The organism is Pseudoalteromonas sp. SD03 (genome assembly GCF_040937955.1).
GTDB classification, from domain to species: domain Bacteria; phylum Pseudomonadota; class Gammaproteobacteria; order Enterobacterales; family Alteromonadaceae; genus Pseudoalteromonas; species Pseudoalteromonas tetraodonis.
On sequence record NZ_CP162514.1, the window covers coordinates 2,482,464 to 2,499,672 of the forward strand.

Genomic DNA, 17,209 nt, shown 5'->3' on the forward strand with positions numbered 1-17,209 from the left:
TATTTAATTACAATTCCAGTAGATTGTCACGGCGTCGAAAAAATAGAGAAGCAGAATAATATGAGTGCAGTAAGAGGTGAGTTTAGCTCCCGCTTTGGTTTTATAATGGCCGCGGCAGGGTCAGCTGTTGGCTTGGGTAATATTTGGGGTTTTCCGACCCAAACAGCAAGTAATGGGGGCGCTGCATTTTTAGTCGCGTATTTAGTACTGGCTTTCTTTTTAGCCTACCCCGCGCTAATGGCAGAACTGATGATAGGTCGCCATGGGCAAGCTAATGCGGTCTCTTCATTAACTAAATTAACCACGCGACCATGGCAAAAGCAATTTGCCTTTGCTGTCGGTTTTGGTGGTATTTTATGTGCTGGATTTATTTTAAGTTTTTATGCCATTGTTGCCGGTTGGATGTTAAGTGCCACTTTAGAACCGGTAACCACATTGGTCGGCGCTGATGCCGCCTCTTTATGGTTAAGTGAGCAATCGCTTACTCGTAATATTCTTTTCACTGTTTTATTTATTATTTTAACTGTTGCTATTATCAGCCGCGGTGTAGAAAACGGCATCGAAAAATGGTCTAAACGCTTAATGCCCGCTCTGCTCGGTATTTTGTTTGCCTTAATTGCCTACGTGATGACTCAAGAAGGCGCTGTTGAGGGGTTAAAAGCTTACTTAGTCCCTGACTTTTCTTCTATTTTTGACCCTACATTGTTAGTGAGTGCCTTAGGCCAAGCTTTCTTTTCATTGTCACTGGGCACCAGTGTGATGATTATATATGGCTCATATATCAGTAAAAAAGAAAACCTTGTTTCCCTTGGCGCGTATGTAACCTTAATTGATGTGTTTATAGCGTTTGTAGCGGGTTTATTGATCATCCCTGCTATGTATGTGGCACAAGCGCAAGGTGTTGAAATATTCTCTGCAACTACAGGTAAACTTCTCTCTGAAGATACTCTCGTATTTCAGGTATTGCCTGCCTTATTTGATGGCATGGGTGGTGTAGGTTTATTTGTTGGCTTTGCTTTTTTTGCATTGATGAGTATTGCCGCACTAACTTCATCTATTTCCATGTTAGAAGCGCCAGTGTCGTACACGGTAGAGCGCTTTGCGATGAAACGTGTTCAAGCAACGTGGTTAATAGGCGCTTTAATTGCCATTGTGAGCATTACCATAGTGTGTAACCTAGGCACTTTATTTGGCTTAGTGATCACCCTAACAACCAAAGTTGCACAACCTTTATTAGGGCTTATGTGCTGTATATTTGTAGGTTGGATCTGGTACAGATCGTCACTACTAAAAGCGATTCAACAGGGTAACCCTGAGGTGCATAATACGTTATTTTGGAAGATATGGCCTTGGTATACTAAGTTTGTATGCCCTATTGCCATTAGCTTAGTATTCTTACATTCCCTACTAAGCTAGTTAAAAGATGCATAAAAAAGGCCCACATCAGTGGGCCTTTTTAGTGGAGCAATACTACTGCTTTAAAATCATATCCTGATGGGGTATGCCATCTTCTATATATTCATCACCAACACATTCAAAACCGAATGAGCGATAAAAATTCAGTAGGTAGGTTTGTGCGCCAATATAAATATCGCGAGTCGGCCATTGCGCCTTACAGCAAGCTATTGCTTCATTGACTAACTGTTTGCCTAATCCAGAACTTCGCTGTGATTGAGCAACCAATACACGCCCTATCGCACTGTACTGAGCATCTTTTTCATAACAACGGGCATAGGCATTCACCGATAGCCCATCAAGTAAATAGACATGACGTGTAGAGTCTGCGATATCGTGATCATCAAGTTCGGGGTAAGGACATGCTTGTTCCACAACGAATACGTCGACACGTACACGCATGATTGAAAACAGGGTTTGGGAGTCGAGCGCAGAGAATGGCTCACATTTAAACGCCATTTAAATACCTTTTTTATTGCAGGGGCTTACCTAAAGTAAGCCCCTAAAGCGATTAAGCAAATAATCGCTCTAACTGATCACATAACTGCGATAAATTAACATGGTCATGCTCTATGGTTAAATCAACATAGCCATCACTTCTAAATGCCCTGTCTAATTCAATCAATACATGGGTTTTATGCGCTTCAGGAATAAACGACAACTCAATTTCTTTTATGCCAAACAAACTGCGGCTATTAGGCTGATACTCAAGCTCTTGATAACATCCTGATACAGATTGAAAAGTAGGGGCACGTAAATGGCCTTGTTCTACATCGGCTTTAACTAAACTAAAACCAAGCTTTTCCATCGCTTGCATGCATGTTTTAACCGCTTCATTAGGATAAATGTGTAAATGGTCTTTATCTGTTGGATCAAGCGCAAGGTCAATATCAAGGCCTGTTTCTAACCATACATAAGATTGATTATAACCTGCAGTAATTTCAGTTATAGGCGTTTCAGAGTGTAAACGGGCTTCAAACGGAATAGTTCTTACTTCACCGGGCTCAATAATACCAATATCGGTAATGCGCCACTGGTCAATCACATGATTAGTGAAATAATCACCGTCTTCACTCGCCACTTTGACACGGGTAACTAACATTAAGTCTAAACCGGTAATTTCTTGGCTCACATCACCTGCAGTAATTACAATTTGCGCGTTAAATAATTGCCCCGGCTGAAGATGCTCGGTCTCTAAAATAGTATCTACTTTGGCGGCACCAATGCCTACCGATGCTAAAATCTTTTTAAACATATTTTCTCCTTAAGCTAAGCAACTCTAATGTTTGCTTACGCTTAAACTCCTTCGTTATGGCATCTTAACCACATTTAAAAGCTCTTGTCAGCGAAAAACTGCTATTTACATGCTGTTTACCATAAAACCAGCCATATATGTGCATTTTTTATACATTAAAGCTACTTTACCTCTGCATAAACTGACAGTAGCAATCATTTGATAAATACTCACTATCACGTAACTAACTGCGTTAAATAAGTAGATTAATTGTCAATAAGCATTGTTTTTCGCTACACTACAGTGCCTAAAAAAGTGGTATTAATAACTATGGAACTAATTTATTTTGCTACCGCCTTCGTCTGCGGTTTTGGTATATACCAGCTAAAATTGCCGCCACTTATCGGCTTTCTTATGGCTGGATTTATTCTTAATTTAGCGGGTTATAAAAGCACGGAACTGCTGGAAACAATTGCATCTTTAGGGGTTACACTGCTACTTTTTAGTATTGGCCTCAAGCTTAAAATTTCAAATTTAATAAAACCTCAAGTCTGGGCTCCGGCCACCTTACATATTATTCTAAGCAGCGCTTTATTTAGTGGCTTTATGCTACTACTGGGTGTTTTTGCACTGCCATTATTCGTCGATTTAAGTTGGCAAAGTGCGCTGTTAGTTGGTTTTGCTCTGAGCTTTTCAAGCACCGTATTTGCGGTAAAAGTTCTTGAAGAGCGCGGTGAAATGGCAAGCCTGCACGGTAAAATAGCCATTGGTATTTTAGTTATGCAGGATATATTTGCGGTTATATTTTTAGCGGTCAGTACCGGTAAGTTGCCGAATATTTGGGCCTTAGGGTTAATTATTGCCTTACCTTTATTTCGCCCTGTTATGTACTGGGTGTTAAACCGCTCTAAACATGGTGAGTTACTGCCGCTATTTGGGTTTTTCTTTGCCTTAGTAGCAGGTTATAACGCCTTTGAATTTGCAGGTCTCAAAGGTGATTTAGGTGCTTTGATTGTAGGTATGATGTTCGCACCACACAAAAAAGCCGGTGAATTGTCTAAGTCATTGCTTAGCCTAAAAGATATATTGCTAGTTGGCTTTTTCCTAAGCATTGGTTTAAGTGCAGAGCTTACTGCCCACTCCTTAGTCGTCGCTTTAGTGCTGGTATTAATTATTCCAATTAAAACCCTGCTTTATTACATACTAACCAACCTATTTAAACTTCGTGCGCGTACCTCTTTGTTAACAGCATTTAGCCTAGCTAACTTTAGCGAATTTGGTTTGATTGTGTGTGCAGTTGCCGCATCTACCGGCATGGTTACCTCTGAGTGGCTTGCTGTTATTGCGATTGCGGTGTCGATCACCTTTGTAATTGCTTCTCCTTTAAATAAACGCTCTAACGAGCTATACGTTAAAATTGAACGCTTTTTATTAAAGTTTGAAAGCAAAACCCGCTTAGCTGAAGAGCTCCCAGTAAACTTAAATGACACAAAAATTGTTATTTTTGGTATGGGTAGGATTGGCACAGGTGCCTATGAAACAATAAACGCAACTCATCCGGATGTTGTTGCAGGTATTGATATTAAGCCTGAGGTAGTTGATAAGCATGTAAAGCGAGGTCGCCGAGTATTAATTGCCGATGCCACCGATCCTGATTTTTGGCAACGTGTTAACCACTCCCACGTTGAAATGGTAATGCTAGCTATGCCTAAGCACATGCAAAATATTTTTGCCTTAGAGCAATTACAAGCATCGGGTTATAAAGGGCAAGTAACGGCGATTGCCAACTACCCCGATCAGCAAAAAGAATTAGAAGAAATGGGAATAGACTCTACTTACAACTTTTACTTAGAGGCAGGTAGCGGTTTTGCAGAGCATGTAAAGCAAACCCTGTTTCCTTAATAGGGTTTAGATGCAAATAGATTGCATTTACATTCCTTTACATCTGCGTATTTTAATGGTTTAAAAATAAGGTAAAATGTCTGTGTTGGTTTAGTAAAGCTAATACCTAAGTGTGTATTTAAATAAAATATACACAACTGGACCCCTTGCTTTTAATTAACCAATAAGATTCTCAAATTAGAGGGCCTACTCCCTCTATCAATAGGCTGTTACTTGCCCGTTACAGCCTATTTTATTTCTTTATTATCCCTTACACTTAACACCTCTACTCATAAAAGATGTCAATAATGGATCCTCAACAACTTAAAGTCGCCATTAATACCATTATGCCGTTTGGTAAATATGCAGGACGCCCCTTACTTTTGCTGCCTGAGCCTTATTTAGTGTGGTTTAAACAGCAAGGCTTTCCTGATAGCAAGCTCGGCTCTCAACTTGCAATGATGTACGAAGTGAAGCTTAATGGTTTAGAGCAAATGTTGATGCCATTACTAGAAAAAAATAGTAAATAAAATAGAACTTTTCTATAAGTGGCCTGTCTATCTATTTGCTACTTGTTGATTTTTTGGTTTTAAACCGCAAAAAAGCGCCTTTACGGCGCTTTTTTATTGTGTGAAATTTACTAGTCTAAGCTAATAATAAACTTAACCCCACCCAGTGTTGAGTCTTCAATTGCGCACTGACCTTTATGCCATGACACAATTTTACTCACTATCGCCAGTCCTAACCCAAACCCACCGGTTTTTTTATCACGACTTTTATCTAAGCGCGTAAACGGCTTAAATACTTTTTCGCGCTCAGAGAAGGCAATGCCGGGGCCATCATCTTCAATCACTAGCAGTAACTTTTCATCGGCAGTACTTAAACTAATATGTACACTTTTCGAGGCATGTTTAAGTGCATTACTGATTAAGTTTTGCAGCACCCGCGACATAAAATGACTATCGCATAAGTAAATAAATTGAGTGGGGAGCGTTGTTGTTAGTTTAATACGGGTATCAAAGTTTACTTTTTCAATATTAGTTTTAATTAATGCAACGATATCGCAAGGGGCTAATTGTAAACTAGGTTGCTGTGTGTCTAAACGGGCGTATTCCAACATTTCAGATACCAAGGACTCCAGTTCATGAATATCCATTTGCATGTCAGATAAATACTGCTGTGCTTTGGTATCGTGAGTTTTATCCTCGAGTATTGCAATAGCAAACTTCAACCGCGCTAATGGCGTTCTAAATTCATGAGATACAGAAGAGGTGAGCTCTTGCTGAGCACTCAGTAAAAACTCAATACGTTGCTGCATTACTTGCAATGTATCGGTGATGGGTAAGAAGAATGACTTTGAGCCATGGCTTAATTGAAAGTCTTGCGAGCCACCCACTGCCTCGCATGCATGACTCAGCTTTGCAAAGTCTCGCCACAACAAAAAGCTCCACAAACCTATTGGTAAACTTATAATAAACAACACCAGTAAATACGGTAACACAGTCCCTGAGCTGCTGTGTTTAACACCCACAGGGCCTACTTGTAGCAATTGTGAATTATTTAGCGTTACATACCAAACGATACGCTGCTGTTTATCATATAAATAAAGGTAATGGTTTTGAAATAGTTGTGCTTGCTGTACAGGTGGAAGCACTAGATCTTGCTGGGCAATGACTTGGCTATCAAAATTATGTTTAAGCTGCTCAAGCCCATCTGGGGTTTGTGAAAGCAGCCATAAAGACTGCCCGAATTCGTCATCTAACAATACACTTTGCTGAGATTCATCATAGGGCCAAAACTGCTCTATAACGCCACTAACAATAAACAAAGAGGCAATAATATACACGTAAAGGCTTATAAATAGCTTTCCCATTAACCTAGCCTAACACCTTGCATTTATTACATATCCCACGCATCTGATACAAATAAATAGCCTTGCCCCCACACCGTTTTAATACGGTATGGTTTATCACTGTTATCACCGAGCTTTTTACGAATGCGTGATACACGAACATCCACCGTGCGGTCTAAACCGTCGTACTCACGCCCTATCATATGTTGATGGACATGCTCTCGACTGAGCACTTCACCAGCATTTGAAGCCAATAACCACAGCAATTCAAATTCATGAGAAGTCAGGACAATTTCAACACCGCTTAGCTTTACAATGCGGCTGGTTTTATCTATTGATAAGTCACCAAATTGAAGTTCTTCAATCGCTTTAACACTTGGCTGTCCACGGCGAAGCAATGCACTAATTCGAGCAAGAAGTACACGCGGCTCTGCCGGTTTTATAACGTAGTCGTCAGCCCCGAGTTCTAAGCCTATGACTTGATCGAAGTCTTCACCCTTTGCTGTTAGCATTAAGATAGGGAGAGTGTATTTGTCACGTACTTGCCGACATACGCTAAAGCCATCTTTTCCTGGCAACATTACATCTAAAATGATCAAGTCGACGTGGTTTTCACTAAGATAAGGGAACACTTCGTCACCGCGTTCTAAAACGTCAACTTCTAAGCCATTATGCTCAAGATAGTCTTTGGTTAATTGTTGCAACCCTAAATCATCTTCAACAAGTAATATCTTTGGCATTTACTGCTCCTAAATTAAAAAAAGCTCCAAGGTGAGCGTAGCCGATGTTTTTTCTTAGCGTATGCGGTTTGCACTTCTATTTGCACACTCGCTAACGATACACCTGTATGGGGATTAATCAGGGAGTATATGGTCTGCACCTGAACACGCGCTTTATAACTAAGTTGGCCTTTTTTGACACCTTGCCAGCATTGTAATTGTGTATCTTGTTGGTATAAACATACATCGCTAGCGGCTGACAGTTGCCACTTAAATTTTAACTCAAGATCACAAAATTCTTGTTGTTCGGAAACCACACAGACTTTGGGTGATACGTTAAGTGAAGAGGCTTTTGCAACGCTAGCGTTGCTAAAAAATGAAGCTGCAAGCACAACCAACATAAAACACTTCATATTAAAATGTATGTTCGAATCCTATAAAGGCGGTCATTGAATAGTCATGTTCAAAAAGCGGGCTGCTATCCATTGCTGAATAATCATAATAGGCTAAATGAAAACGAAGCGCGTTGACTCCATCTACAGGCCAACGGGCGTCGATTTTAGCATAAGGTTGCCAACTACTACCAACTTCTATTTCACCGTAAATGGATTCAGCGCTATTTAAACCATAAAAATAGTTATTTAGTTGGGCTGATTTGTAATTAACGCCTAACGTCGACTTTAACGTTAATTGCTTAAACTCATGGTGATATTGCCATTGCAACGATCCCCTATAGCCATTATAAACGCTGTTTACATCATGCAATAATTGCGCAGAAAATACTTGCTGCTGCTTTACAAAAAAATAGCTGATACCGGCATCAAGTGCGACTCGTCTTTTTTGTATATTATTTATATTTACTTGACGAGGTGAGTCAGTGTGTAGCGATTCTAATATCTCGTTTTCAGACGTTGTTTTAAAGGCGAAAATATTTTGTGGATGCCAATCAATAAAAAAACGTGACTCAGGGTTAATTTCTGACACAAAACTAACGTTATGTTGTTTGCTTTGTAAAAAAGAATAACCAAGACGGCCATTATCAAAAAACCAATTTTGACCATAATAAGCCACTTGCGGAATAACAACTAAGGGGATGTTATCTGCACCATACAGAGGATTTGTGAACACCCCAGCACCAACACTCACACTAAGATTAAGCTCATCAGTGGATATATGTTGCTGCTTCTGAGCAATCGCATTAGTGCTTAATAGCACTAATAACAGGCATGTGTTTATTCTCAGATGGAACCGCATGAAGTTAATCGCTAGTTTATAAAGTGGCTTTGACCCTATAGTAGCAAGTAGTATGAACACAAGCTCTAGAGGGTTACAATCATTAACAAATTTGATACAAACAGAACACGTTTACATATCGGCCGCTATTTCTACCCGATTACGACCATGGGTTTTAGCTAAATAAAGTGCTCTATCTGCCTTTTCAACTAATAAACAGCTCTTACTAAAAGGTTCCATTAAAGCAATGCCGAAACTGGCTGAAATATTACGTTTATTATTACTGTCTTCTTTTTTACGAATCGTCAATTTGGCAATGCTCAAACGAAGCTGATTACAAAATGCCATCGCATCATTAATGCTTTCAAAGTAACCCGTAATACAAAATTCTTCACCACCAAAACGATAAGCTTTGTATTGCTCTTGTACACTATTTTGCACTTTTTGAGCTACTAGCTTGAGTACCTCATCGCCTTTTTGATGGCCAAAATCGTCATTAAAACGTTTAAAATGATCAATATCGAACATAATCAACACCGCTAATTTACCGTGTTCATTTTGTGAAGAGGCGTTCAAACAAAACTCAACAATGTCTGTATCAAACTTACCGCGATTAAATAATCCGGTTAAGGAATCTTTATCAACCGCTTCTTGGGTCACGCTAAGCGCTTCTTTTAAATCTTTAATTTCGTTGTACGCTTGCGCTAATTTGGTTTGGAATCCACGGGCGTAATCTTGCATCGCAATTGATTCGTCAGTTAGGCGCTCAACGCAAGAAAGGATCTCATTAAATGAGTTAATACTAGAGAGCGTTTTTAATTCATTTTGTGAATCAACTAACGAGGTAGTAAAGCTTTTCGAATATTGAATGGAGTCACTAAGATCAAACTGCATTTGCTCTACGGTGCCATGAAACCTTTCAGACATTTGTTGAAAAAATGCAAGCTCTTCGTCATTAATATGCTTATTAAAAATTTCTTGGGCGGTTTGAGCTGAACACGTATTGTGCAAAGAGATGACTTTATCAAGCTCTGTGTTTAGTTGTGGGTTGTCGCCCTGTACATAACAGTACCAAATAGCATAATTTATTGGCGTTACAGGCATTTTGTATTTAACCATCAACGGAATGGCTTTTTTTAAACACTGGGCAGAATGAGCAAGTGAAACCGTATTATCCATAATTAAAACTCTTAGACATCACAACAAAGATGTTAATAAACACATAAATATTAGCGGTTTATATTAACAGTTTTTTATCATCCAACAAGCCTATATTATGTTTTCCCCCATATTTTGTGCAATATTCCAAAGTGCACTAATAGCAGGGTCGTTTAGTTCTTTATGTAATACAGCCAAACCAATTTTAAACCCTTGTGGTGGCTCGCCTTTATACTCTAAAACCTGAACCTTATCGTTAAGCGGACTATTATCGAGTACAATTTTTGGGATCATGGCCACGCCTAACCCTAAACTCACCATAGATACCATAGCTTCATGCCCTGCCACTTGCGCGTAAATTTTTCCTTGTACATTATTTTTTCGCCACCACTGCTCCAACCTTTGTCTTGAAAATCCTTGTTCAGCAACAATAAATTCAAGCTCAGACCAATCAATAGTTTCGCTACTAGTGGCTAATTTTTCTGTGATCGGACATTGAATAGTGGGTGCAATTAATACCAATGGCGAGTAGCCAATATCTACAAATGCAATTTGTGCAGGTAATTTACTGGGTCTGGCTGCAATGGCCATAGATTCATGTCCATCTAACACTCGGTTAATAGCCAAGGCGGGATCGCCCGTATTTAAGGTAATTTCAATATGCTGATGCTGAGCTCTCAGTTGCTCTAAAATATGATGCAAAAAACTGTAAGACGCGGTAACGGAGCAATAAAGGCTCACATTGCCATAAATATGTTGTTGCGGTTCGTTTAAATTAGCTTTAAACCGCTGCCAATGACTAAGTGTTGCACTGGCATACTCCTTAAATGCAACGCCTTCGCGGGTAAGCTTTACACTGCGATTATCACGCTGGAATAACATCACCCCTACTTCATCTTCTAACTGCTTAATATTACGACTTAAAGTGGGCGCACTTATGTGGCATAACTCACTGGCACGAGAGAAATGAAGCGTTTTTGCCAACGCCAAAAAGTAATTTAAATGCTTATGATCCATAACAACACCGGTATTTCATATTATGAAACACTTTAATTCAAATATATCATTTTACGCAAGAAAAGATTTTCCATATTGTTATTCCAAGCAAAGCAAAAGCAATGCATCTAACAAACTGAATTAATAGGAAACTTATCATGGCAAATTATTTTAATAGCTTACCTTTACGCGAACAATTAGCGCAATTGGCACAATGTGAATTTATGGGCGCAGACGAATTTAACGACGGTGTTGCTGCACTTAAAGATAAAAAATTGGTAATTGTAGGCTGTGGCGCTCAGGGCCTAAATCAAGGCTTAAACTTACGTGATTCTGGTTTAGATGTAGCCTATACACTTCGTGATTCAGCCATTGCTGAGCGTCGTCAGTCATTCTTAAATGCATCTGACAATGGTTTTAAAGTGGGTACATATGAAGAGTTAATCCCAACAGCCGATGTAGTACTTAACTTAACACCTGATAAACAACATACTGCAGTTGTTAATGCCATCATGCCATTAATGAAACACGGCTCAACCCTTGCCTATTCACATGGCTTTAATATTGTTGAAGAAGGCATGCAAGTTCGTGAAGACATTACCGTTATTATGGTTGCACCAAAATGCCCGGGGTCAGAAGTACGTGAAGAGTATAAACGCGGCTTTGGTGTACCTACATTAATTGCGGTTCACCCAGAGAATGATCCTCAGGGCCATGGCTTGGCACAAGCAAAAGCCTATGCAGCAGGTACAGGTGGTCATCGCGCGGGGGTACTTAAATCATCATTTATCGCTGAAGTGAAATCTGATCTGATGGGCGAGCAAACCATTTTATGTGGCATGCTACAAACTGGCTCTATTTTATGTTTTGACAAAATGATTGAAAAAGGAATTGATGCCGGTTACGCCTCAAAACTTATTCAATATGGCTGGGAAGTGATCACAGAAGCACTTAAATATGGCGGTGTAACAAACATGCTTGACCGCTTATCAAACCCTGCAAAGGTTAAAGCGTTTGAGCTAAGTGAAGAGCTTAAAGTGATTATGCGTCCTCTTTATAACAAACACCAAGATGACATTATCGATGGCACATTTTCACGTGTAATGATGGAAGACTGGGCAAATGATGACGCTAACTTACTAAAATGGCGTGCTGAAACTGCAGAAACTCATTTTGAAAAAACCCCTGCAGGCGATGTAGAAATTGCTGAGCAAGAATTTTTTGACCACGGTATTTTAATGGTGGCAATGGTAAAAGCGGGTGTAGAACTGGCATTTGAAACCATGACAGCGGCCGGTATTATTGCAGAATCTGCCTATTATGAGTCACTGCATGAAACGCCGCTGATAGCCAATACTATTGCACGCAAAAAGTTATTTGAAATGAACCGCACTATTTCAGATACCGCTGAGTACGGCTGCTATTTATATAACCATGCCTGTTTGCCGCTTCTACAAGAATTTATGCAAGGTATTGATACTGATGTTATTGGTAAAGGCTTAAATGAGCAAAGTAATCAAGTTGATAATCAAACTTTAATTCAAATAAATACGGCTCTACGTGAGCACCCTGTTGAGAAAGTAGGCGCAAAATTACGCGGCTACATGTCTGCAATGAAAAAAATAGTTTAACCCAAGGGTCCTAGAACTTTCACTTGTTAGAAACCAAGCCCACTTGCATTTTGCTGTGGGCTTTTTTAAGTGCAAATTAATCATCAATAGCTGAAAATAAATAATGTGCTAAAATAATTCCCCTCATTGCCTCAGTTGTAAATATAAGCACTATCATGACGATACAAAATCTCTCTATTACTCAAAAAATAACAGCCCTTGGAAGCATTATTGCTATTTGTGTTGCTGTATTAATTGGTTTGACGTCTTTGCATAACTCAAAGAATATTATTGAGCAACGCATGATCGAATCTGAACTGCCAAGTAAATTGCAAACAATCAGTAATCATATTGGTGGCGAGATCAATGAACTTCTTGGTGCAGCACAGCAGCTTTCGGCAAATACCTTTATTTTAGATTGGGCAAATGCTGGCAACAACAACGACACGCTATTACTTAAAGAGCTCAATCGTTTGGTTGACCAATACGATCTTGCCACGGCTTCGTGGGCGAATAAAAACACGGCACAATATTGGAATCAAGATGGCTTTTTACGTGTTTTAAAAAATGATGCCGCAGATGGATGGTTTTTTGCTTTTACACAATCAAAGCAACCTTACTCAATTAGTATTTATCAAGAGTCAGAAAACGATGTAAAAATGTTTGTTAACCACCAACAACCTAATGGTTTAGGCTTGGCAGGCTTAGCAAAAAGCATTACAGATATGCAAAAGCTGCTACAACAATTTAAAATTGAGCAATCAGGGTTTGTGTTTATTGCCGATAAAAACGGATTAATTCAGTTACATAAAGATGCAGACAAAGTCGCTAAGGTTAATATAGATAGTATTTACAGCGCTAATATTCATAACAAATTACTTAATAAAAACGGCTTCGCTTTAGAGGAAGTAAATATCAACGGGCAAGCCACACTCATTGCAGCCACACCGATTAAAAACACTGACTTATTTGTCTTAGCTCAAGTCCCAAAAAGCGAAGTATTTTCTAGTGTAAATACCCTAGAGTGGCAAATATTCACTTTCACTATCATCACTGCGCTAATCGCAAGCGTGATCAGTTACTTATTAGCTCGGTCTTTAGCTTCACCGTTATCAACAATGGCTGAGTTATTTTCGCGTTTAGGGCGTGGCGATGCAAATTTAGCCTATCGCTTACCAATATCTCCCCAACCTGAGCTAAATAATTTAACCACCGGCTTTAATCAATTTATTGAAAAAATAGAAACCGCTATTGTGCAAGTAGCTAATGAGAGCCACGGTATTCGCCACAGCTCAGATCATGTATTTTCGCAAGCCAAGCAAAACTCTTTAGCGCTTGATAAGCAAAAAGAGCAAACTATTTCAGTTGCAGCAGCCATTAATGAAATGGGCGCTACAGTGCAAGAAATAGCGCAAAGTGCTGCCAATGCAGCTAAGTTAACCAACGATAGCCGCGATAACACCAAGCAAAGCCATCAACAAGTGTTACAAAGCCAAACGACAATCTCAGCCCTTGCCAGCGACATTGACGGCATAACCGAGCAAGTTGCTTTGCTTTCTAAAAAGACTATTGATATCGCTAGTATTGTGGATTCAATTAGAGGTATATCTGAACAAACTAACTTACTGGCTCTTAATGCAGCCATTGAGTCTGCTCGTGCTGGTGAACATGGACGAGGCTTTGCTGTAGTTGCTGATGAAGTAAGAGCGCTGGCGAATCGTACCTCACAATCGACCACTGAAATTCAATCAATGATTGAAGAACTCACTCATATTTCAGATGACGTTGTCAGCGATATCGGTCAATCAAAAGATAAAGTACAACAAAGCGTAAGCGCAATGCAAAACTCGGTTGAGTTACTTAATACCATTACTGAAACAGCCAATGAAATTAACGATATGGCGACCTTAATTGCCACCGCCACCGAACAGCAAAGTAGCGTTGTGAATGATGTAGGTCGTAGTATTGAGCAAATAAGTGAGATCAGTGATAAGTCAATGAGTGAACAAATCAATACAGAACAAGCAATTCGTGATTTAGCCACCAGCGCACAAACACTTGATGCACTCGTTGCTACGTTTAATCAGCAACGTTAAATAGAGTGCTACATTAAAAAATAACCTCTGTACAAAATAACCACTATACTTAAGTGTGTTTTTTGTACAGAGGTGTGTATGAATGCTCTCCAAGGTAAACATTATTTACTGATTGTGTGTCTGCTGGCTCTGTGTGCTTGTAGCACCACAGATAACGCCAATATAAGCGTGCCAATCCCCACTATTACTCCTCCCATGCAATTACAACAGCAGCTGGTAGAGTCTGAGCAACAAATATTTCAACTCGACGATAGCCTCAAACAGCAATTAAATGCTTACGTGCAATCGAGTAAATCAGTTGATGAAATAGCGTATAGCCTACTTAGTTTTTTACTCACAAATGGCGATAGCGCTTTATCTTATCAATCCACCACGACACAAACCGCATCTCAGAGCTATCAAAACTTAAACGCCAATTGCTTGTCACTATCAATTTTAGCATATAGTTTAGCTGAGCATTTAGGGCTTAAAGCTCGCTTTCAAAAAGTACACATTCCGGAGTATTGGTCACTAAATCAGGGATTTAATTTACTCACGGGGCACATCAACCTTGCCATAGACAATAAAACGAAACTCAAAGACAGCTCACTTGTTTATCAGCGTAATAAGCGTTTAATCATTGATTTTGATCCCAATAGCAGACAAGCCCGTTTTGCAACCTCATTGCTTTCAAAAAAAAGAGTGACCGCCATGTTTTATAATAATAAAGGGGGTGAGGCACTGGTAAATAAACACTATGATTTAGCGTTTAGCTATTTCAAAGCAGCAATCAATACGGACGCTTCATTTAGTGCTAGCTGGGGCAATTTAGGGGTACTCTTTAAACAATTAGATGATTTAAAGCAAGCGGAGCAAATGTATCGCTATGCTATTGCCTTAAATACTGATAATAATACTGCACAAGGTAACTTAGCATTATTATACACACTCACAGATAGAGTGGCCGAAGGCGAAAAGCTATTGGCTGAGCTTGACAAAAAACGCCAAGAAAATCCTTACTATCATATCTCGCTTGGTAACAGTGAGTATGTAAATGGTAATTTTAAAGGCGCAATTAGCCACTATAAAAAAGCTAACGCTATGTCACCAACCTTACATGAAAGCCACTTTGGACTGGCGCGAAGTTACTTTGAGTTAAATAATATAGCTAGGGCGGAATTTCATTTGCGTAAAGCCAGAAAAAAAGCAGACTTTACACATGACAAACAACGCTATGATAATAAACTCATCGCATTAAAATCACTTATCGTTAAGGCGAATCATTATTAAATTATTTAGTTTAACCTGCATTGTATTTTTTATAAGTTGGAGTGGACTCTCAAAGCCGATTGAGCCGCAGTTATTCACTGATTTAACAACGCTAACCAGCTCTAAATTAGCAGGCAGAAAAACGAATAGTCACTCGGCTTTACTCACCAGAGAATATTTAAAAGCACGCTTTAAAGAGCATCAACTGACGGTTATTGAACAACCTTTTACTTATCCATCAGGGCTGTTTTCTAAGGCGCAAGGCGTAAATATTGTTGCGACCAAAACAGAAAAAAATTTGCCTGTTATTGTTATTACAGCGCATTACGACCATTTAGGCCTAAAAGCCGGAAAATTACACCCTGGCGCTAACGATAATGCCTCGGGTGTTGCCGCATTACTATACTTATCGAACGCTTTAAAGGTGCAATCATCCTATGGTTTTGTGTTTGTTGCAACAGACGCTGAAGAAAACGGTTTACACGGCAGTGAGCACTTTGCCAAAACAATGCGCCAGTTCCCTGTTGCTTTAAATATTAACTTAGATATGTTGGCAATTAAAAAATCGCATAAGCGGTTATACGCGCTAACAAGTCGTTCGTTAAAAAACCAACTCACTCCACTATTTAGCCAAATAAAAAATACGAGTGTCGAATTAAAGCCCGTTTATTCATCACGAAAAATGAGTCGACTCACCAACACGAAACAAATAGACTGGCACAGAGCCAGCGACCATTATTCATTCGCTAAACAGAAAATTCCGTATGTGTACTTTTCGATGGGCGCCGATAATTATCATCACACAGCAAAAGATACGCTCGAAAATATTAATACTGCTCTTTATCAAGAAGCAGTATTGCTAATTGAGGCATTTATTAATCAGCTTTTGACAAAACCTGAGGTATTCAGTCCCCCTTTAAAAGCAGCAACGTAAGCCTCTTTTTTTGCCCGTGGAAGTTTTTTAATCGCATATTCTAATTTACTTGCGTCGCTTTTAGTCCCAACTTGTTGCTGATGAATGAGCACCAGCGGTCCTTTCCCTTTGAGGTTTTTTGCCCCTTTACCCGCTTGGTGCGTTGCTAAACGACGCGCTACATCAACTGTAATGCCGGTATACCAATGACCAAACCGTGTTTGCACAATATACAGTGACCAAACAGCCGGTTTACTTTTACTATTGCACAACTCATCGTTTAAACTTTTTTGATTATTAATGGTCAAAACCTCGCCTTAACGCGCTAAACAAAAACAATTACTCAAAAGGGTTTTACCTTGAGTGACTAATAGGTATCATGCAGATTATAAAAAATAAGGATCACAACTAACAATGCAGTCGTTAAAAACTTTTTCTCTTTGGCTTATCGTCGCTTTAACGCTTAGTTCAGCCGCAGGTTGTTCTAGCTGGGTGTACAGAATCAACATCCCTCAAGGTAACTTTTTAGAACAATCAGACGTTGATAAGCTTCGCGTTAATATGACTCGCGAGCAAGTAATTTATGTACTAGGCAGACCGATTGCCGAAGACGCCTTCGATAAAAATACTTGGCGTTACGTTTACAGCTTTAATAAAGGGCGCGCTAATGAACAATATAAATCATTAGTATTAAACTTTGAAAATGAAAAGTTGGTAACGGTCTCTGGTGACTATGAGCAACCAGAAAACTTTACAACCCCTTTAGAGCAATAAGCCATTTGGGTTTAATTGAAAAAGGTGAGCATGGCTCACC

General features: G+C 39.4%; 17 protein-coding genes. 8 read left to right on the forward strand and 9 right to left on the reverse strand.

The annotated features are described in order from the left end of the window. Positions 1 to 60 precede the first annotated feature (60 nt). Positions 61 to 1,416 (forward strand): sodium-dependent transporter, encoded by a 1,356-nt coding sequence (locus ABZP26_RS11600; RefSeq protein ID WP_024602058.1) that lies wholly within the window; start codon positions 61 to 63, stop codon positions 1,414 to 1,416. A 54-nt stretch (positions 1,417 to 1,470) separates the two neighbouring features. On the opposite strand, the gene ABZP26_RS11605 is transcribed toward ABZP26_RS11600, so the two are convergent. Continuing rightward, on the reverse strand, positions 1,471 to 1,914 hold the full coding sequence (locus tag ABZP26_RS11605) for a GNAT family N-acetyltransferase (protein WP_028834010.1): 444 nt from the start codon (positions 1,912 to 1,914) through the stop codon (positions 1,471 to 1,473). A 52-nt stretch (positions 1,915 to 1,966) separates the two neighbouring features. Continuing rightward, complete coding sequence (locus ABZP26_RS11610) at positions 1,967 to 2,710, reverse strand: sporulation protein (protein ID WP_368484962.1); 744 nt, start codon at positions 2,708 to 2,710, stop codon at positions 1,967 to 1,969. Positions 2,711 to 3,019: 309 nt separating this feature from the next. Here ABZP26_RS11610 and ABZP26_RS11615 point away from each other — a divergent pair, with 309 nt between their 5' ends. Together ABZP26_RS11615 and ABZP26_RS11620 are read left to right on the forward strand one after the other, a co-directional pair. Further along, the gene (locus tag ABZP26_RS11615; RefSeq protein WP_024602056.1) at positions 3,020 to 4,591 is read left to right on the forward strand and encodes a cation:proton antiporter family protein; all 1,572 of its coding nucleotides are present in this window, start codon (positions 3,020 to 3,022) and stop codon (positions 4,589 to 4,591) included. 287 nt (positions 4,592 to 4,878) lie between these two features. Beyond that, positions 4,879 to 5,100 carry a DUF3820 family protein gene (locus ABZP26_RS11620; RefSeq protein ID WP_010387988.1) on the forward strand — a complete coding sequence of 74 codons (222 nt, stop codon included), beginning with the start codon at positions 4,879 to 4,881 and terminating at the stop codon, positions 5,098 to 5,100. Between the two features lie 110 nt (positions 5,101 to 5,210). Here the strand turns inward: ABZP26_RS11620 and ABZP26_RS11625 are convergent, their stop codons facing one another. The 6 genes from ABZP26_RS11625 to ilvY all read right to left on the reverse strand — a co-directional run bounded on the left by ABZP26_RS11625 (position 5,211) and on the right by ilvY (position 10,549). Next, positions 5,211 to 6,443, reverse strand: coding sequence for an ATP-binding protein (locus ABZP26_RS11625; protein ID WP_368484963.1), 1,233 nt, complete (start codon positions 6,441 to 6,443; stop codon positions 5,211 to 5,213). Positions 6,444 to 6,469: 26 nt separating this feature from the next. Then, a complete protein-coding gene (locus ABZP26_RS11630) occupies positions 6,470 to 7,162 on the reverse strand; it encodes a response regulator (RefSeq protein WP_013465514.1) in 693 nt (230 codons plus the stop codon). Positions 7,163 to 7,176: 14 nt separating this feature from the next. Further along, positions 7,177 to 7,542, reverse strand: coding sequence for a DUF3019 domain-containing protein (locus tag ABZP26_RS11635; RefSeq protein WP_368484964.1), 366 nt, complete (start codon positions 7,540 to 7,542; stop codon positions 7,177 to 7,179). A gap of 13 nt (positions 7,543 to 7,555) precedes the next feature. Continuing rightward, positions 7,556 to 8,395, reverse strand: a complete 840-nt coding sequence (locus ABZP26_RS11640; protein ID WP_368484965.1) for a MipA/OmpV family protein — start codon at positions 8,393 to 8,395, stop codon at positions 7,556 to 7,558. Between the two features lie 111 nt (positions 8,396 to 8,506). Beyond that, a complete protein-coding gene (locus ABZP26_RS11645) occupies positions 8,507 to 9,553 on the reverse strand; it encodes a GGDEF domain-containing protein (RefSeq protein ID WP_368484966.1) in 1,047 nt (348 codons plus the stop codon). Positions 9,554 to 9,643: 90 nt separating this feature from the next. After that, positions 9,644 to 10,549 carry an HTH-type transcriptional activator IlvY gene (ilvY, locus tag ABZP26_RS11650; RefSeq protein ID WP_024602050.1) on the reverse strand — a complete coding sequence of 302 codons (906 nt, stop codon included), beginning with the start codon at positions 10,547 to 10,549 and terminating at the stop codon, positions 9,644 to 9,646. Positions 10,550 to 10,686: 137 nt separating this feature from the next. Between ilvY and ilvC the strand changes: the two genes are divergently transcribed. The 4 genes from ilvC (at position 10,687) to ABZP26_RS11670 (ending at position 16,416) form a co-directional block, all read left to right on the forward strand. After that, positions 10,687 to 12,159 carry a ketol-acid reductoisomerase gene (gene ilvC, locus ABZP26_RS11655; RefSeq protein WP_016899248.1) on the forward strand — a complete coding sequence of 491 codons (1,473 nt, stop codon included), beginning with the start codon at positions 10,687 to 10,689 and terminating at the stop codon, positions 12,157 to 12,159. A gap of 155 nt (positions 12,160 to 12,314) precedes the next feature. Further along, a complete protein-coding gene (locus ABZP26_RS11660) occupies positions 12,315 to 14,234 on the forward strand; it encodes a methyl-accepting chemotaxis protein (RefSeq protein ID WP_368484967.1) in 1,920 nt (639 codons plus the stop codon). 78 nt (positions 14,235 to 14,312) lie between these two features. Then, complete coding sequence (locus ABZP26_RS11665; protein WP_028834004.1) at positions 14,313 to 15,503, forward strand: tetratricopeptide repeat protein; 1,191 nt, start codon at positions 14,313 to 14,315, stop codon at positions 15,501 to 15,503. A gap of 193 nt (positions 15,504 to 15,696) precedes the next feature. Further along, entirely contained in the window at positions 15,697 to 16,416 is a 720-nt protein-coding gene (locus ABZP26_RS11670; RefSeq protein ID WP_286673122.1) for a M28 family peptidase, read from the forward strand. Here ABZP26_RS11670 and ABZP26_RS11675 read toward each other — a convergent pair. After that, positions 16,362 to 16,703 carry a GIY-YIG nuclease family protein gene (locus tag ABZP26_RS11675; protein ID WP_069438684.1) on the reverse strand — a complete coding sequence of 114 codons (342 nt, stop codon included), beginning with the start codon at positions 16,701 to 16,703 and terminating at the stop codon, positions 16,362 to 16,364. The two genes, ABZP26_RS11670 and ABZP26_RS11675, sit on opposite strands and share 55 nt — an antisense overlap. A gap of 106 nt (positions 16,704 to 16,809) precedes the next feature. Here ABZP26_RS11675 and ABZP26_RS11680 point away from each other — a divergent pair, with 106 nt between their 5' ends. After that, complete coding sequence (locus ABZP26_RS11680; RefSeq protein ID WP_013465523.1) at positions 16,810 to 17,169, forward strand: outer membrane protein assembly factor BamE; 360 nt, start codon at positions 16,810 to 16,812, stop codon at positions 17,167 to 17,169. The last annotated feature ends 40 nt before the right edge of the window (positions 17,170 to 17,209 follow it).

What these genes read in the sequence shown, in the direction of transcription:
- ABZP26_RS11600 (WP_024602058.1), top strand. Translation starts at nt 61, where the DNA reads ATGAGTGCAGTAAGAGGTGAGTTTAGCTCCCGCTTTGGTTTTATAATG.
- ABZP26_RS11605 (WP_028834010.1), bottom strand. Translation starts at nt 1,914, where the DNA reads ATGGCGTTTAAATGTGAGCCATTCTCTGCGCTCGACTCCCAAACCCTG.
- ABZP26_RS11610 (WP_368484962.1), bottom strand. Translation starts at nt 2,710, where the DNA reads ATGTTTAAAAAGATTTTAGCATCGGTAGGCATTGGTGCCGCCAAAGTA.
- ABZP26_RS11615 (WP_024602056.1), top strand. Translation starts at nt 3,020, where the DNA reads ATGGAACTAATTTATTTTGCTACCGCCTTCGTCTGCGGTTTTGGTATA.
- ABZP26_RS11620 (WP_010387988.1), top strand. Translation starts at nt 4,879, where the DNA reads ATGGATCCTCAACAACTTAAAGTCGCCATTAATACCATTATGCCGTTT.
- ABZP26_RS11625 (WP_368484963.1), bottom strand. Translation starts at nt 6,443, where the DNA reads ATGGGAAAGCTATTTATAAGCCTTTACGTGTATATTATTGCCTCTTTG.
- ABZP26_RS11630 (WP_013465514.1), bottom strand. Translation starts at nt 7,162, where the DNA reads ATGCCAAAGATATTACTTGTTGAAGATGATTTAGGGTTGCAACAATTA.
- ABZP26_RS11635 (WP_368484964.1), bottom strand. Translation starts at nt 7,542, where the DNA reads ATGTTGGTTGTGCTTGCAGCTTCATTTTTTAGCAACGCTAGCGTTGCA.
- ABZP26_RS11640 (WP_368484965.1), bottom strand. Translation starts at nt 8,395, where the DNA reads ATGCGGTTCCATCTGAGAATAAACACATGCCTGTTATTAGTGCTATTA.
- ABZP26_RS11645 (WP_368484966.1), bottom strand. Translation starts at nt 9,553, where the DNA reads ATGGATAATACGGTTTCACTTGCTCATTCTGCCCAGTGTTTAAAAAAA.
- ilvY (WP_024602050.1), bottom strand. Translation starts at nt 10,549, where the DNA reads ATGGATCATAAGCATTTAAATTACTTTTTGGCGTTGGCAAAAACGCTT.
- ilvC (WP_016899248.1), top strand. Translation starts at nt 10,687, where the DNA reads ATGGCAAATTATTTTAATAGCTTACCTTTACGCGAACAATTAGCGCAA.
- ABZP26_RS11660 (WP_368484967.1), top strand. Translation starts at nt 12,315, where the DNA reads ATGACGATACAAAATCTCTCTATTACTCAAAAAATAACAGCCCTTGGA.
- ABZP26_RS11665 (WP_028834004.1), top strand. Translation starts at nt 14,313, where the DNA reads ATGAATGCTCTCCAAGGTAAACATTATTTACTGATTGTGTGTCTGCTG.
- ABZP26_RS11680 (WP_013465523.1), top strand. Translation starts at nt 16,810, where the DNA reads ATGCAGTCGTTAAAAACTTTTTCTCTTTGGCTTATCGTCGCTTTAACG.